At 35.2% G+C, this 16,873-nt stretch carries 10 protein-coding genes; 6 read left to right on the plus strand and 4 right to left on the minus strand.

Features of this window, described 5'->3' with window-relative positions; translation table 11 throughout:
- Positions 1–63: 63 nt before the first annotated feature.
- Together CLV33_RS02110 and CLV33_RS02115 are read right to left on the minus strand one after the other, a co-directional pair.
- The gene (locus tag CLV33_RS02110; protein WP_105472510.1) at positions 64–1,836 is read right to left on the minus strand and encodes an arylsulfatase; all 1,773 of its coding nucleotides are present in this window, start codon (positions 1,834–1,836) and stop codon (positions 64–66) included.
- Between the two features lie 7 nt (positions 1,837–1,843).
- Positions 1,844–4,000 (minus strand): GH36-type glycosyl hydrolase domain-containing protein, encoded by a 2,157-nt coding sequence (locus CLV33_RS02115; RefSeq protein ID WP_105472511.1) that lies wholly within the window; start codon positions 3,998–4,000, stop codon positions 1,844–1,846.
- A 389-nt stretch (positions 4,001–4,389) separates the two neighbouring features.
- On the opposite strand from CLV33_RS02115, the gene CLV33_RS02120 reads away from it, so the two are divergent.
- From CLV33_RS02120 to CLV33_RS02145, 6 genes are all read left to right on the plus strand, one after another.
- On the plus strand, positions 4,390–5,301 hold the full coding sequence (locus CLV33_RS02120; RefSeq protein WP_170063955.1) for an aldo/keto reductase: 912 nt from the start codon (positions 4,390–4,392) through the stop codon (positions 5,299–5,301).
- Entirely contained in the window at positions 5,285–6,463 is a 1,179-nt protein-coding gene (locus tag CLV33_RS02125; RefSeq protein WP_105472513.1) for a mandelate racemase/muconate lactonizing enzyme family protein, read from the plus strand. Before CLV33_RS02120 ends, CLV33_RS02125 begins: the two co-directional genes overlap by 17 nt.
- Positions 6,464–6,552: 89 nt before the next feature.
- Complete coding sequence (locus tag CLV33_RS02130; protein WP_105472514.1) at positions 6,553–8,136, plus strand: sodium:solute symporter; 1,584 nt, start codon at positions 6,553–6,555, stop codon at positions 8,134–8,136.
- A 22-nt stretch (positions 8,137–8,158) separates the two neighbouring features.
- The gene (locus CLV33_RS02135; protein ID WP_105472515.1) at positions 8,159–9,943 is read left to right on the plus strand and encodes a right-handed parallel beta-helix repeat-containing protein; all 1,785 of its coding nucleotides are present in this window, start codon (positions 8,159–8,161) and stop codon (positions 9,941–9,943) included.
- A gap of 90 nt (positions 9,944–10,033) precedes the next feature.
- Entirely contained in the window at positions 10,034–11,335 is a 1,302-nt protein-coding gene (locus CLV33_RS02140) for a glycosyl hydrolase family 28-related protein (RefSeq protein WP_146109702.1), read from the plus strand.
- An 87-nt stretch (positions 11,336–11,422) separates the two neighbouring features.
- Positions 11,423–13,021: a DUF5060 domain-containing protein gene (locus tag CLV33_RS02145; protein WP_105472516.1), complete on the plus strand. Its 1,599-nt coding sequence runs from the start codon at positions 11,423–11,425 to the stop codon at positions 13,019–13,021.
- Between the two features lie 113 nt (positions 13,022–13,134).
- Here the strand turns inward: CLV33_RS02145 and CLV33_RS02150 are convergent, their stop codons facing one another.
- Positions 13,135–14,100: a T9SS type A sorting domain-containing protein gene (locus CLV33_RS02150; RefSeq protein WP_170063956.1), complete on the minus strand. Its 966-nt coding sequence runs from the start codon at positions 14,098–14,100 to the stop codon at positions 13,135–13,137.
- A 425-nt stretch (positions 14,101–14,525) separates the two neighbouring features.
- A complete protein-coding gene (locus tag CLV33_RS02155) occupies positions 14,526–16,868 on the minus strand; it encodes a hypothetical protein (RefSeq protein ID WP_105472518.1) in 2,343 nt (780 codons plus the stop codon).
- Between the last annotated feature and the right edge of the window lie 5 nt (positions 16,869–16,873).

Below are 16,873 nucleotides of genomic sequence, written 5' to 3' on the forward strand. Positions count from 1 at the left end.
ATAGCTTTTACTTAACGCCTGCGTGTTAAATTTTTTAGTTGATATAAATTTCAATTTTAGTGTTTACGGAATGCGCTCAAAGAGCAACAACCTAAAATCCATGATACTTTTTCCTGCCATTTCTAAAGCTTTTAAAGCTAATTCACCTGTACCCTCTTGTAGTGTTATGTTCCCAATATCTACCTGCTTCCAATCCTTAACATAGGATTCAATCCTAGGAACCAAATCTTTTTCCATTCCTATTAATGGTGGGTCATGAGACTCTTTTATATTAAAGGTCAACTTGTTTTCCAAAAAAGACAATTGAAGCAAAGAACCTTCGTCCCCTTTGGGACAAGTGTAAAATAATTTCACTTTAAAACGTCCTGTTTCAGGTACTTTTACTTGCCATGTTATGCTATCTTTAAGGCTAACCCAATTTGTAAAAAACGAACAATTAGGCCACCTATTAGAACGTTTTATGTTACCGTGGGCATTCCCATCACGAGCCGGAATTTGTGTAAATTTCATATCAGGATGCCCTACAAAAAATGGCCTTTCATCTATTTCTGGCAATTCTTCATTTATTGTTTTTTTGAATGCCAAAGCCTTATTTTTTAAACGATTTTTTATTTCAGGAACATCTAGACTAATATCGTTTTGTTGTGCTCTATCGTTTTCAATATCATACAATTTATCATCGTAAGACAAACGGTATTTTTGTGTTCTAATGCTTATTTGGTCTTTCCATGCATTTAAAAGGAACCTGTCCTTAAATTTTACTGAGTTACCCAATAATGTGTTTTTAAAACTTATTCCATCTAATGGTTTGTTTGTTTTATAGTCTATACCACATAATTCGCTTAAAGTGGGCAATAAATCGATAGCAGAAACCAAACGTTCTATTTTTGTACCTGCTTTAATTTTTTTAGGCCATTTCATTACTAATGGTGACCTCACACCTCCCTCTTCGGTAGAGCCTTTTCTTTTTTTCATATTGCCGTTCCATCGAGCTTTTGCAGGGCCATTATCACTAAAAAACAAAACAATGGTATTCGCTTCAAGATTTAACTGTTTTAGCTTATTGATAACACGCCCAACATTATCATCAATGTTTTCACACATGGCCAGTGCTGCTCTTGTTTCTGTTAAATTCTCATCATCGGTATTGGCAAGCATGGTAATCTCTTTGTTTTTAAAATGTGTCCAATTTTCTTCAGGTGCCTGCAATGGCGTATGTGGTGTGTTATATGGTAAATATAGTAGAAATGGTTTGTTTTTATTATTTTCAATAAATTCCAAACCATGGTTGGTAAAATCATCAATAATAAACCCTTTACCATCTACGATTTCTCCATTATGTTCTAACATTGGCGAAAAGTAGTTTCCCCAATGCCCTGAGCAAAACCCATAAAAATCATCAAAACCTCTAGCATTAGGATGATAGGGATACTGCATGCCATTATGCCATTTTCCGTAAGCCGCTGTTTCATATCCTGCTTTTTTAAACACCTCTGCAATGGTTGTTTCATCTATGTCCATACGTTCTGCACCACCTCCGGTACCGTAAACACCACTTCTAAAACTATAGCGCCCAGTTAAAAGCTCAGCTCTTGTTGGCGAACAAACAGCAGCAACATAAAAATTATTAAAAATAGCACCTGCATTAGCTATTCCATCAATATGAGGTGTTTCTATATTTTTATTACCGTTGATGCTTAAATCTCCCCAGGCTTGGTCATCAGAAAGTATAATTACAACATTGGGTTGGGGTGGTTTTTCTGCTTCTTTTTCTTTACAAGCGTGTAAAAAACAAGAAACTATAGACAAAAAAAATAAAATCTTAAACTTATCCATAACAAATTCACTTCTTTTTATTTATTTCAATCTGCCGCATTCCAAATGCTTGCCAAGCAATGATGGGATTCATGGGTACGGGTATCATTCTATCAAACATTTCAATTTGAGTCCAACCTTCTCTTTCATTTGCAAAATGTGAAGAGTAACAATCTGGCCCATTAAAAATACCAAAAGGAACTTGAGGGTATAATTTTGTATGATTTGAAAGCGTACTTTTTTCCCACTCTTGCAAAGCTACTTTTGTTAAGCCTTCTTCTGCTAATGCCCATATCAACCAAGCCCCTGTTTGAGGCCATATGCCTGCATTTTCACCTTCACCCGCTGGAATGGGCGACCATGATATGTTTTCAGGTGAAGGACTACTATAAGGTTTGCTCATTAATGTCATACCTATTGGTGTTGAACATAACTTAACAGCATTCATCAAACTTTTTTTGCGTTGTTCCTCTGTACCACATTGTCCTAAAACGGCCCATGATTGTGCATTTAAGAACAATCGGTCGTTAGAAGTTCCTATGGGGTTTCCTTCATCATCATAAGCTCTAACAAACCATTCTCTATCAAAAGAAGCTGCAACCGCTTTTTGAAGCGTTTTTAAATAGTTTTTTAATTCTGTTGCAATTGGGTCTTGACGTGCTTCGGCCAATTGATGCATCTTGATTAATGCTCTGCACATCATTCCTGTATTCATAAGCGATTGTCCATTCCCTGCGCTTCCTGTTCTTGAAAGATAGTCGTTCCAATCGCCATGTAACATTTTTATCAAGCCATTTTTCCCCGTTCCAATATCATTTTTAATAAATTTATAAGCGTTTACCATATGCTCCCACATGGAACCTGTTTTTCCTTGGGTTCGGTAAGGTACTTTTTCGTCAAAATAATCTAAATCTTTGGTTGCTGAAAAATATTCACCGCAAGTTATCAAAAACCAAATTTCGGTATCGGACTCATCTGGAAATTTTTTATCCAATCGTTGTGATTCCGGCTCTAATGCCAAAGGGTAAAAATCATGAGAACGTTTTAAATCGCCGCTAACCAATTGGGTTTTTGCCATCCATTTCAACGAACTTTTGGTCAATTCCGGTGTGAAATATGACATTACGATACCTGTTTCGGCCACTTCCCGCATAGAAAACCCATTATCAGGATTTGCAGGGTCTCTTCCTAAACCGTATCCTCCCAAATGAATAAAATGTTCTTGTAAAGATGTGTCGTAAAAACACATACTCAATAATTGGGAATAGGTCCAAATATTTTCCCTATCCATCCAATTACCCTGAGCTATGGTTTTTAATGGTTTTAAAACATCAACCCATGATGTATTTGATGAATCTTTTTCAAAAGCTATTAATGCCTTTTGATAAGCCTCATAATCTTCGTTGATACCAAATTTAAAATCCGCTACTTCCTTTTGATTAGAAGTTAAGTAAATATTTTTTTTCAAACGAATGGAACTGCTGGAAAAATCTCCAATATAGCTTTGATTCCCTACTAATGCGATACTTTTAAAATTGTTGTCTATATGATTTATTTCTGCCCTGCCTTTGTCAAGTTTTTTAGAACTGTTTTTAATTATTTCTCGCCATTCTTTTACGTTGTTGTAAGTAGGTTTTATCCAAATATCGCTATTAACTGAAAACTCGGCTTTTAATGGTTTATCCATCATATTTTCCAGTCTTACTCTTGCTAAAAAACCTTTAGAATAATCAAAAGGAGTGCATATTCGATAGGTTATTTTCAGTTTGATATTTTCTCTGTGTAATTCTCCTGAAAACTCGGTATATCCTACCCCATATTTAACTGATTTTTCGGCATCTAATTCTGAAATAATCAATGAAATCAGTTCGCCATCTACTTGTATCATTGGATAAAAACCACCACGTGTAAAAAATTTAGCGGGACTTATATTAGTAACACCATATTCTGTAGAATACACATTGACATCGCCCCATTGATTTGTTAATATAATGTTGGAACCTGTACCTTGAAAATGAGAAAACGGATACCATGGATTTTGTTCTTTATGAAAATTCAGCATAAAGTATGGAAGCTCTTGGCTGTCATATTTCCATGTTCCAAAATGAGAATCATTATTAGATATTTGACTATTTAAATTCCATATAATCAAAGAAATCAAAAGAGTACAAATGGATTTTTTCATGCCAATATAATTAAGGTTGCAAAAGCATTGATAAACTGATATAAGAATTTCAAAGGCTAAGAATACAAAAATCCTGTCAATCCATAATAATCTGGTTAAAATAGGCTTAGCTTTTAAAAAGAAAGCGTTATTTTAAGTTCATTCATATGAACAATTTGAATATTTTTAGGGAAATGTGCCTAGAAAAGACGAGTATGATTACCCATAATAAAGCATCAAAATAAATTAAAATTCACTATAAATCTTCAATTACATGCCCTTTAGTGGCTTGAAGTCAAAAAAGACCTATTAAACAACAAAATAATGGGAGTTTTAATTTAATAGATTGCATTTATTTGTAAGACAATTATTTTTAATAGGAATTCATGTATTCCAAACTACTAATTTTAATGAAACCAACATATAATAACACCCCTAACAGAAACTTGGTTTTAGGAACCGTGAGTTTAGGTGGGGCTTGGGGGAAAATTGACGAGGAAGAATCCATAGACACTATACTTTACGGTTTAAAAAATGGTATTTCTCGAATAGACACGGCTCCTGCCTATGCCAATGCCGAAAAAATTGTGGGCAAAGCACTTAGAAAACTATCAAATAAAAATGTATTTGTAAGCACCAAAGTGGGCAAACTTCAAGGCATGGCCGATGAAAGTGATTTAACCAATTACAATTTGAAGGTTATGGAAGACAGTGTCCATAACAGCATGGAAGCTTTAGGTCAAAAACAACTTGATTTACTGTTTCTCCATGAACCAGAAAATGTGCCTCCCCAACAAATCCAAGAAGTAGTACGTTTTCTTAATGAACTAAAAAAACAAGGAAAAGCAAAACAAATAGGGTTCGGAGGCATGCCAACAAAAGCTTATTGGTCTTATTTAGAAAAAGGTGTTTTTGATGTAGCCATGGGCTATAATAATTTGGATGCATGCTCTTTTACAGGGCTTGAAACAGACATTCCTTTATGCAAAAAAAACAATATGCTGATTTATCAAGCCAGTGTTTTGCATATGGGACTTTTAGGAAATAGATTCTCCAAATATTATGAAGATACGCCAGAATGGATTTCTAAACAAGCTTTAGACAATGCTGCAAAAGTATTGCAAATTTCTAAGAGAGAAAACATACCGTTACCCACATTGGCACACCGTTTTGTTTTGGGAGTCAAAGAAATTGATTGGATTGTTTTAGGTGCTCGTAATTTAACCCAACTCAAAGATACCCTAAACGATATAGCCCAAGGTCCTTTAAGCAAGAAGATTTTTACTGACATAATAAATAGTCATTATGCATCAATACAATAAACTACAAAACAAACCTATTGAGATTAAAAATGTTCATACGATTGATGATGAACTATTTATCATTAAAAAAATACGGCTTCGCACCATATTCCCCATCATAGCAAAAAGGCCTTTTTTTGATGCCACTATGGGGCCTTTTCAAAAATTCAAAATGGGTATTCTGGAAATTACAGATGACGAAGGTTTTACTGGAGAATGTGAATTTCCCGTAAATGAATTTAATTTATTACAGGATGTATTTGCCCCTATTTTACTAAACAACACTTCACTTTCGTACAAAAAACTTCACGAAAAGCTCTATTGGAACATCCGTAATGATGGTTTTAGAGGAAATTCGGCACTGGCATTAGGACATTTAGACCGTGTATTTTACGACTTGGCAGCAAAACGCAATAACCAACCTTTGTATCAATATCTAGGAGTTAATCAATCTTTTGTTGAAGCTTATGGCAGCGGTGGGGGCACCAATTTGCAAGGAGATGAACTTCTTAAAGAATGCTTAAAATGGGAAAAAGATGGTTATGATATCATAAAAATGAAGTTTGGAGGATTACACACCTCCATTAAAGAAGATATCGACAGGATTTGTTTTGTACGCAACCTTTTGAAACCAGAAACTAAATTGGCCGTTGATGCCAATCAATCCATGAGTTTAAAGAAATCACTGGAATTTGTCAAGGCATTGGAAGGATTGGACATAGCATGGCTTGAAGAACCTATCCATTCTGCTTCACTAAAGGAAATAGCTATATTATGCAAAGCATCTTCTGTACCCATTTCCTATGGCGAATCCGAAAGGTCTTCCAAAGTATTTCCATCCATTGTAGATGCAGGAGTAAAACATTTACAACCCATAGTTGGGCACATTAGTTGCTTTAAGGATTGGCTGGAAATAGGAAAAATGGCACTAGAAAAAAAGTTACAATTCAGTGGTGGTGGCAATTCTTTTTACAACTGTCAATTTGTTGCAGCAGCAGGAAACGGAGTTATATTAGAATATTTAGAACCCGTTATGGCAGCGTTTGCTGAAGTTTTCTTAACAAAACCAACTGTAAAGCATGGCCAATTTCACTTTCCTGATGCCCCAGGACTTGGTATTACCATTGACTGGAAACGTTTAGAGAAAGAAAAAAGAATTATTGACGATAAAATTTGGAAATAGCATAAAACATAAACAATTGGAACGTTTTTAATTAACTTTCCATCACAAAACAGACAATGCCCAATCCTCAATAGAGTTATTTAAAAAATATGGAAATACACGAACATCTTAAATCAATCGATTTTGTAGTCGTTGGAATTTATCTTTTGTTTTTAATAGCAATTGGTGCTTACATTAGTTTTAGAAAAAAGAAAAGCACTGGAAAAGATTATTTTTTAGCAGGGAACTCTTTAAAATGGTATAGCATTGGGTTGACCATGTGGGGTACCAATGTTGGTCCGTCTATGCTAATTGCCTCATGTGCCATAGGATATTCAACGGGGATAGTTGCAGGCAATTTTTCTTGGTATGCGTTTGTGCTTATTGCCATGCTGGCATTGGTTTTTGCACCGCATTATAAAAATACGGGCATAAGCACACTGCCTGAGTTTATGGGCAAACGGTTTAACTCTACAACCAGAAGTATTTTAGCATGGTATTCTTTGGTTACTATTCTAATTTCCTGGTTAGGGCTTACTTTATATGCTGGCGGATTGTTGGTAAGCCAAATTATGGATTGGCCGCTTTGGTTATCAGTATGTTCATTAATGGCTTTAGCTTCCTTTTTTGCTATTGCAGGTGGCCTGGAAGCCATTGCTATTACAAATGTATTTCAAATGATTCTTTTAATAATCGCTTCAGGCATCCTTGTTTTTACTGGAATCAACAAATTAGGCGGTTTAGAACGGTTAGCTACCGATATCCCCAACCATTACTGGGATTTATTTTTGCCCAATGACAATGCGGATTTCCCATGGTTGGCAATCGTTTTAGGATACCCTGTAATTGGCGTATGGTTTTGGTGTACCGATCAAAGCATGGTTCAATCTGTATTAGGTGCTAAAAATTTAGACCATGCCCAATTGGGAACCAATTTTACGGGATGGTTAAAAATTTTGGACGTGCCCTTATTTATACTTCCCGGCATTCTTTGCTTTTTACTATATCCAGAATTGAAAGATGAAAACGAAGCTTACATGACCATGGTAACAGGCTTATTGCCAAATGGATTGATTGGTTTTATTATGGCCGTTTTAATTGCTGCTCTTGTAAGCACCATCGATTCGGCTCTAAATTCATTTAGTACCGTATTTACCATGGATATTTTTGCCAAAAGAATCAAACCTGATCTTGAACATAAAAAGCTCGTTTTAATAGGACGCCTTACCATGGTGGTTGGCGCTATGCTTGCTATTTTTATTGCTATAGGTTTGGACAGAATCAAAGGCATGGATCTTTTTAGCTTATTCCAAGCTATTTTAGGTTATTTGGCACCACCCATGACAGCTTTATTCTTAACTGGGGTTCTTTGGAACAAAACCACTACCAAAGCAGCCAATATTGGTTTAATAGTAGGATCTGTTATCAGCTTATTGGTGGGGGCGTTTCAATTAATGAATTATCCAAACAAAGCATTTTGGCCACATTTTTTACTGGTTTCTTTTTGGTTATGTGTTTTTATCATCCTGTTAATTGTTACCATATCACTTCTATATCCAGATAAGGAAAAATCAAAATTCCCAACACTCAAAGCATCTTACAACACTCTAAATTACAAGCCTTCCAATCGTGTTTTAGGGCTTTGGGGCATCTTATGCTTGGTCATGGTTTTATTATATATAATCTTTAATTGATAATCATTGCATTCCCTAAAACATGTCGCAGATATTTGGTAAAATAAAGTCATTAACAATTTTCATTTATACCATTGGTATATTAAGCGTTTCTGCCCAAAAACAAATAACATATTACATTTCCCCAACAGGTAACGATACCAATCCTGGTACTATAGAACTTCCTTTCGAAACTATTGAAAAAGCTAAAAACACCATTGCCAAACACAATGGAAAAAACGCCAAAAACATTACGGTATTTCTTCGAGGAGGACTTTATCCTGTGAAAGAGACCATCGTTTTTAACAATGAAAACTCAGGAAATAAAAACACGACAATCACATATAGTGCTTATAAAAATGAAAACCCCATTCTAAGCGGCGGCATTGTTTTGAATAAATGGAAAAATACAAAGGATGGTTTATGGCAAATGCACATTCCCAATATAAATTTCAGGCAGCTCTATGTCAATGGAAAAAGAGCTGTACGTGCACGAACACCCAATATTGGAAGTTATCATACAAACTTGTTATGGGATGTTAAAGCACAAGAAATTTTAATAGATTCCCGTTTGATAAAACCATGGAACAACTTTAAAAATGTTGAAATGGTTATAAATATGAATTGGGCAGAAGCTTTTATGCGACTTGATTCATATACGGAATCCAATGATGAAGCTTACACTTGGCATACTCCAACCCACGCCCGGGTTAAAGTTCAGAATCCAGAAAGAAATCTTGTTTTTAAACGCTTCTATCCACCTAAAAAAAACGAATTAGCATGGTATTTTGAAAATGCTTACGAATTTATTGACGAACCCGGAGAATGGTATTATGACCAAGCCACGGAAATGCTCTACTACCACCCATTAGCAAACGAAAAAATAGAAAATGCCAAGGCAGTTATTCCTCGTCTAGAAACATTGATTCTTATAAAAGGGAATGCAAATGTCCCCATCACAAATCTGCATTTTGAAGGTATAACGTTTAAACACAGCACATGGCTAAAGCCAAGTAAATCAGGGGCACTTAATATGCAAGCTTGTAATTATTCCATAGAACCTACCTTAGGTAATGTACAGTTTGTAGAACGTATTCCTGCTGCAGTAAAACTAGAATACGCCCAATTTTGCAGTTTTGAAAACAATATTTTTTCACAACTTGGAGCAAGTGCCATTGACTTATTTGACGGAACAAAAAACTGCTTGCTCAATTATAATGTTTTTAATGATATTTCAGCGAACGCTATTCAATTGGCTAGATTCAGTGACCCAAAAACCGAAATCCATATACCCTATAATCCAAAAGATATAAGTGCAGTTACGGAACATCACATGATTTCAAACAATAAAATAAGCGATATTGGAAAAGATTATACAGGAGCCGTAGGTATTGCATGTGGTTATGGTAGAAATATAACGATTGACCATAATGAAATTTTCGACCTGCCTTACTCTGGCATTAGTGTTGGTTGGGGCTGGACATCGGAAAAAAATATTATGGAAAACAACCGTATCACTGGCAATTTAATTTATAACGTCTGTCAAACCATGAGCGATGGCGGTGCCATATATACCTTATCAGCCCAACCGGGAACGATAATAAAAAACAATTATATCCATGACGTAAAACATGCTGATTGGGCAGGCAAATCACACAATACAGGCATTTATTTGGATGAAGGCTCTAAAGGTATTTTAATTGAAAACAATGTTATCGAAAATGTGGCAGATGGTGTACCTTTTATCTTAAAAGGTGAAAGTGTTTTTAAAAACAATCAAGGTATTCCCAATACGCAAGTAAAACAAGAAGCTGGCATTTTAAAATAATCTGGATTCTTATGATTGTCTATTATACAATTATTTGAATTGTTCTTGTTTTAACATGGAATCACGGAAATCAAAAAACCAACAAAACTCATGAAAAGAAGAAACTTTTTCAATACCGCTTTACCTATTATGGCAGCAACCATGGCTGTTCCAACAATTGCTTTTTCACAAAATAAAGAAAGGAAATTCACAAAAGTAATCAATCCCATCGATTTTGGTGCCAAAGGAGATGGCGTTACCGATGACTCCGATGCCATTCAAAAAGCACTGGACACGCTTGAAGATGGCTCTATGTTTTTACTTCCCACAGGTTCTTTCTTGGTAACCAAAACCTTGTTTATTAGAAAAAAAATGAACATCCTTTTTACAGGTCAAGGGCCTGGTTCCAAAATTATAGCAGGAGCTCCTATGCAAGATTTATTAAATGCTGAGTGGCCTTTTAGTGGAAGCATTATAGATTCACTCTGTTTGGATGCCAACTCAAATGCTCAAGTTGCTTTACGTGTTATGGGTGGTGTGTATGTGCAGTTAAACCGATTGGATATTTTTGCACCTTTAGACATTGGTATTCATGGCGGACCAGAAAACCCCAATGCCAAATGTGGCCCAGAACTTATCATCACCAATACGAGATTAACCGGCATGGAACAAAAAACGCCTGAAGCTCCCAGCTCTAGATTGGGAATATTGGTGGAAGAAAGATGGACAGATTCCCATTATGACAACTTGATTATACGTGGATTTACAGAATGTGCCATGGAACTTCGTGCCAACTCAAACTTAATAAACAAAGTACATGTATATCGCTATCCTGCCTATCAATATTTTTCGGGAATGCGATTAAAAGGTAATGAAAATTATTTGGTACAAACTTATTTTGATAATGCCATTGATGTAGGCTGTGAAATTTTAGGGAACAACACTACGATTCTCTCCAGTTATATTTTGCGTATTGCACTTGCCTTTAACAACGGAAAAGTAGCTCCAGGCATAGGTATTTCCATTGGCAGTAAAGATAAGGAAGTTAGTAACGTTAATATCATCAACACCAGTTTTGTAAATCACGTACCCAATACCCCAGAGTATTCGGCCAATAAACTTACTGGCATTCAACTAATCAATGGTAAAAATGTAGTTGCTTACGATAATCAATATGACCATACTGAATTTGGTGACACCCGTGAATCTGGAAGCATTGAAGTTGAAAAGGATATAAATTCAAAAATTGTAACATTAAAATCTTTGGTAAAACCAGGAAACGTACAACTTACCGCCACAAGTAAAATCACAGGTAATTATTGGGTTTCTAATGTGAATGAAAAGTCTTTCACCATTAACTTTTCGGAAAAACAATCCACCCCCTGCTCTTTTAATTATTTAACAAGGGAGTGAAAGCTAAATATGTATTAGCAGTTACCCCTAAGCCTTCTAACTTTATGGCTTATTAATTTTTTACAACAGTATTAAAGTTTACTGATTATGAAAATAGAATCTATCCTAAAGTACATTCTAATTTTTGCCTGTATTCAAGCTAGCAACATATTATCTGGTCAAAATGAACAATGGGACATCATTGAAATAAACTATAAAATAGGCCAAACGCTTTCCAATCCTTTGGATGTAGAATTTGGAGCTACATTTTATAATGAAGATGGGCTGGATATGCGCATTCCCGGTTTTTATAATGGCGGCAGAAATTGGATGATACGGTTTTGTCCACCAAAAACAGGACGATGGACCTTTAAAACCTTTGCTTCTACTCCAGAATTAGCGGGTAAAACAGGAACATTGCAAGTGACTCAAAACACCAAAAATTGGCAACGTGGTTCTGTAAAATTAGACCCAAAACATCCGCAAAAATTCATATATGCCGATGGCTCCAACTATTTTATGATGGCTTTTGAACTCGATTGGCTTTTTGCTTTGGACGCCGATAATGATAAAGCCATTCCTAAAACGGAAGAAATCATAAGTACCGTGAAAGAAAACGGATTTAATCAGATTGTAATGAATGCTTATGCTTTTGATGCTTCATGGGGAGAAAAAGAAAAAATAAACCCTAAAAACAATTACGCCAAACCAAAAGTATTTCCTTTTGGTGGACAAAATGAAAATCCTGACTTCAGCACTTTAAATGTAGAATATTTTAAACATTTGGATAGAGTTATTGCGCATCTAAACGAACAACAAATGGTGGCACGCGTAATGATTTACGTGTGGAACAAAATGGTCAATTGGCCCGCTAGTGATTCTAAGGCAGACAACATGTATTTTGATTATATAGTAAAACGTTATCAAGCCTACCCAAACATTATTTGGGATATTGCCAAAGAGGCCGTTTCATATGGTCATAATGATATGGATTATATTACACGAAGAATTGACCGATTGCGCAAGCTCGATGGGCACAACCGCTTACTTTCCGTGCACTCCTATGAATACTGTGATGTTTTCCCTGATAAAGTAGATTTCATTTCCATATCAGATAACCAACCATACCTATATTCTAGAATGCGAGACGTTTTAGAAAAGCACCATTCAAAACCCGTTGTCAATATTGAAAATGGGGCTTATGAAAAAACCATGCACTCCCTTTTTGATGGGGCTTACACAGACCCGTTAACGTGTTTGGACAGAATGTACCAATGCATATTTGCTGGCACTTACAGCAACTATTACTGGCAAAATGCGGCATGGTACAATATTATTACAAAGCCTTTTGACCTTCCGCAAGACAAACAACCACATTTTTTTTATTATCAAAACATACAAAAACTGTTTCATCCTTACCATTTTAATGAATTGTACCCAGTACAGAATATGTATGCTGCACCCATGCTTACAAATGGGAAAGATGTGTTTATTTTTTATTTACCGGAAAATAGAACTAAAATAGCTGGGAGACTTCCTACTGTAAAGAACAAAACGGTAAAAGTAAAATGGTTCGATCCTCTTACAGGAAACCATTATGAAGCCAATGATAAAAGTTTTAATGAAGATACTTGGTTGGCTATTGATAGACCTAAATCAATTTCAGGCTCATTATCTATTGCCATATTAACGATGGAAACAGAATAGTTTTTTCATGCTTAAAACTGAACTTTATATATTCAGGTTTCAGCAGCAAAAAAAAATCGCCTAAAATATATTTATAGGCGATTTTGCTATTAATAACTCAGTAAACAATTAAATTATTTTTTGATAAATTTTAAACTTCCAACTTTATTTCCTATTCTAACGTTAACAATATACAGCCCAGAAGCTAAACCACTCACATTAACTGATTTTGAAAACTCTGTTTTAACAGCTTTGCCTGATAAGTCATGTATAGTGATTTGTACAGCGCCAGAAATATTAGATTCAATATCAATCTTATCATCTACTACAGTTGATGTAAGTTTTAATTCATTTTTACTGAATTGAACATCTTCTGAACCTAAAGAAGCCCCATTTTTAACTAAATTAAGTTGGGCTTCCGTTAAGACACCTTCATAAACTCTTACGTCGGCAATTGACCCAATAGCGCCTCTACTGTTAAGATTGCCAACTACAGAGTTTCCTATAACCAAAGAGGATAATATCGTATTAACTTCAAAAGGAACATTTTCGTTAATCAATTCTGTTACATCTGCACCAGTTGTCATATACCCTTTTACATTCTGTCCATCCAATACTACCGCCCCAAAAATCCACGTGTCAAAAGGTACAACCCCTATTCTATATCCTGCACCTTTAAATCCTATATGAAAATTATTATCGTCAAGTACACTTAAAGACATTCTTGATCCATCTCTCTGGATATTGTGTGTACCCATGTCTATTAGACCATAGCTATATGTGGCCCCTGGCGAAGGTACTTTGAACCAAATAGTGTATGTTCGTGATTGAACGCCAAAAAAAGAGAAATCGGTAGGTGTTTCTAAATAGTCCCATTCCTGACCAATAGCTTCAATAGCATTGTTACTAACCATGTTCTGGTCTTCTACAAAAGAATAACTAGCTGCACTTGAAGGGGATAAAGCTTCAGTATAGGTTCCTCCAGAACTATTGAAATTACCGTTGAATGTATAGTGTGCAGCTAAAGTCTGTGCTTTCAAATTAGAAATAGATAATGCAGCCATAAAAAAAATGGCATTTAAAAAAGTAATTTTCTTCATAATTTTAAGTTTTAATATTATTGATATTTTTTTAATGAACATTTTAGAACTATCTCCTTATTTCAATTTTACAAAACAGTATCGTTTTTTATTAAATCACAATAATTCGACTCCTATAATACTCACTATCAAATATATTCACATAAAACCTTGAATTCTTATGCTAAACTTTCAAAAAATAGAACTTTTTTGATTTTAAATAACAAATCGCATTTTTTATTTATGTTTTTAATTTTTTAATACGTTCCATAATAAAAATAGCCCCGTTGAAGCTGTAGAAAATTTTATGTAAAACTTGATGCTATTTGGAAAGTTGTACACACAAACCAGGCAATGAGGAAAAACAAATTGCTCTTAAAACATACTGACTAATTGGCATTTTAAAATAGACCTTTGGGATTAAAAAAAACGCCATTCTTTAACTATTAATATCTCAACCAAACTTCTTTTGTTTCGCCGGCACTAATTTCTATGAGCTGTACATTCATTAAGGCATTAACCCCTAAAGGAATTTTAACAGCTTCGGAAGTTTCTACCAAAGTTTTTACAGCTGCTGGGTACTCTGTAGGATTATGAATCTTCAATTTAACTCTATTCTTTTCAACTTCTAAAATTTCAGCATTCACATGATCTAAAACTTGAATTAATTTTTTATCAGGTTGTATATAAATTCCAGGAACTTCAGCATAGGTAAACATTAAACTAGCCGAAGGCCAGTGCCCCATAGGCAATACTTCGCCTACCGGAATATTAGGCGTTTCCCAATCGCTCATTTGAACACGTTCATTAATATAGCCTTCAGGTAGTTTTACTTCAGCTTCATTTAGTTTTCTTGAATAGATTGGACGCTCTTTAGTGGACATATATTGTGGTAAGGCATGCGTAATATCTTTCAATAAATTGATGTAGATTTCATCTCCGGTTGCTCTATACAATTTCAATAAAAAATCTCCTGAAGATGTACAAATCCCTGGAGCTGCGTGTTTATTTTGAACATTGGCAAACACTGCCCCCGTAGTATTGATTTTTAAGCTATCAAACGTTGAGTTTTTAGGAAACTCATAATCATAGGACACCACCCACGTTTGACATTGACGCACCAAATCTCCTGCACATTCCAGCCAATATGGGTCTTGGGTTTGTTCATAAAGCATGGTAAAAGATTCCAATAAATAAAAAGCAGATTCACTATCTGGGGCTTGCATGGCATCGCCAGGTCCTCCAACGGTCAGGCCTTTTTTTACATCATTTTCATAATATTGCTTGGCTATTTTTTTGGCGAGCTGTAGATAGGCATCGTTATTATAATAGTCGGCAGCTAAAACCAAACAAGCAGGAATCAACGCTCCGCTTGTGGATCCGCCAACGATAACTTCGTAGGTTTCAATATCTACAAATTGCCCCAGTTGGTTATTCTTTTCCCAAACGGCTTCCCATGCTTTTATTTGATTTTTAATTGAGGTCTCCCATTCTGGTTTTATCAAACTTGAATTTCCTTCTTTTTTAAATAAATCAAAATGTTTTAAAACGAAAAAAGTAACATCGGCACTCCTTCTAATTAATTGCATACTTGTGGTATCGTCGCAACAGATTTTTCTTAGGTCACTCATAAAATGATCCGTTCCATCAAACGACCCATAAAAAAAACCTGAGGGCGATTGTGTTTTTTGTAACAACCAATCTATCGATTGAAGCGAACGCTTTTTATTAAGCTGATTATTTTTTTGATAAATGGCATATTGTACCATACAGGATCCTGTCCAACCTAATTCCCATGCTTCGCGTGGTGGTTTGGATTGCGCTCTTAAAGAATAATAACCCCGTTTTTCGTTCCAATTATTCTGATTCCAAATATCAATGATTTTATCGCTTGCATAGCTAAACGGTATAAATTGCTTGGGCGCTCCTGCGGGTAAAACATCCTGTCTTATTTTGGCATACTTATCATATAAATCTTGAATTTCAAGAGCTTTAAATGCATACAATTTAAAATGCAATGTGATAGCATCTCCAGCTTTCCAACTTGCGCCTTTGTCTGTACTTGGCACCCTGCCCATTAATGTGGCACGTTTTTGACGTAAGTACGGCGTGCTTAATCGGATGATGGCATTATTTCTATCCATAGATTCTTCTACAGAAAGCCCCAGGTTGCCCAAACGGTTTTTTTGTTCGGTTAATAAAAAAAATCCTTTGTCAGTATTCGGACTTTGAAATCCAATCGCAGGCGTAGCCAAATCACCTGTGGTCAATTCTACAATAGATGCCCCTTCGGCTTCATTTAAATGCAATACATCGTTTGTAGTAATCGGAATGTTTTTCCCTTGAATCGTGGTATCGCAAAAATTGGGCGGATATTTTTTTTGTGGTTTTATATGAAATCGGTTTCCATTATATACCGATGCAGGCATTAACACATAATTATCAACAGACCAATCCTTAAAAGGCAACTCTGCCATAATAACGGCATTCTCCAAAGTTCCTGTTTTAAGAGATACTTTTAATTGAATATCTAAAACATCATTTTCTTCTTTTTCAACTTCCGCATTTACTTCCCATTGGGTTTTTCCAAATTGAATTTCTGAATGGGTTTCAGTCAGCGTTTGAATGATGGAATCTTTTTTATTCAGACCATTATAATCAGCTATCTGAATTTGTAGATTAAGATTTTCAGGTAATGCTTCAGGTGCTGTTTTAGATTCACAGGAAGTCAAAATAGCCAAAAATCCAACAGCAATAGTACATTTTAGAAATTCAATAATTTTTAACATCGAAA

It is taken from the genome of Jejuia pallidilutea, from assembly GCF_002973595.1.
In the GTDB taxonomy this organism is placed as follows: domain Bacteria; phylum Bacteroidota; class Bacteroidia; order Flavobacteriales; family Flavobacteriaceae; genus Jejuia; species Jejuia pallidilutea.

Coding starts and splice junctions, on each gene's coding strand:
- CLV33_RS02130 (WP_105472514.1), top strand. CDS start 6,553: ATGGAAATACACGAACATCTTAAATCAATCGATTTTGTAGTCGTTGGA.
- CLV33_RS02135 (WP_105472515.1), top strand. CDS start 8,159: ATGTCGCAGATATTTGGTAAAATAAAGTCATTAACAATTTTCATTTAT.
- CLV33_RS02140 (WP_146109702.1), top strand. CDS start 10,034: ATGAAAAGAAGAAACTTTTTCAATACCGCTTTACCTATTATGGCAGCA.
- CLV33_RS02145 (WP_105472516.1), top strand. CDS start 11,423: ATGAAAATAGAATCTATCCTAAAGTACATTCTAATTTTTGCCTGTATT.
- CLV33_RS02125 (WP_105472513.1), top strand. CDS start 5,285: ATGCATCAATACAATAAACTACAAAACAAACCTATTGAGATTAAAAAT.
- CLV33_RS02120 (WP_170063955.1), top strand. CDS start 4,390: ATGAAACCAACATATAATAACACCCCTAACAGAAACTTGGTTTTAGGA.
- CLV33_RS02155 (WP_105472518.1), bottom strand. CDS start 16,868: ATGTTAAAAATTATTGAATTTCTAAAATGTACTATTGCTGTTGGATTT.
- CLV33_RS02150 (WP_170063956.1), bottom strand. CDS start 14,100: ATGAAGAAAATTACTTTTTTAAATGCCATTTTTTTTATGGCTGCATTA.
- CLV33_RS02110 (WP_105472510.1), bottom strand. CDS start 1,836: ATGGATAAGTTTAAGATTTTATTTTTTTTGTCTATAGTTTCTTGTTTT.
- CLV33_RS02115 (WP_105472511.1), bottom strand. CDS start 4,000: ATGAAAAAATCCATTTGTACTCTTTTGATTTCTTTGATTATATGGAAT.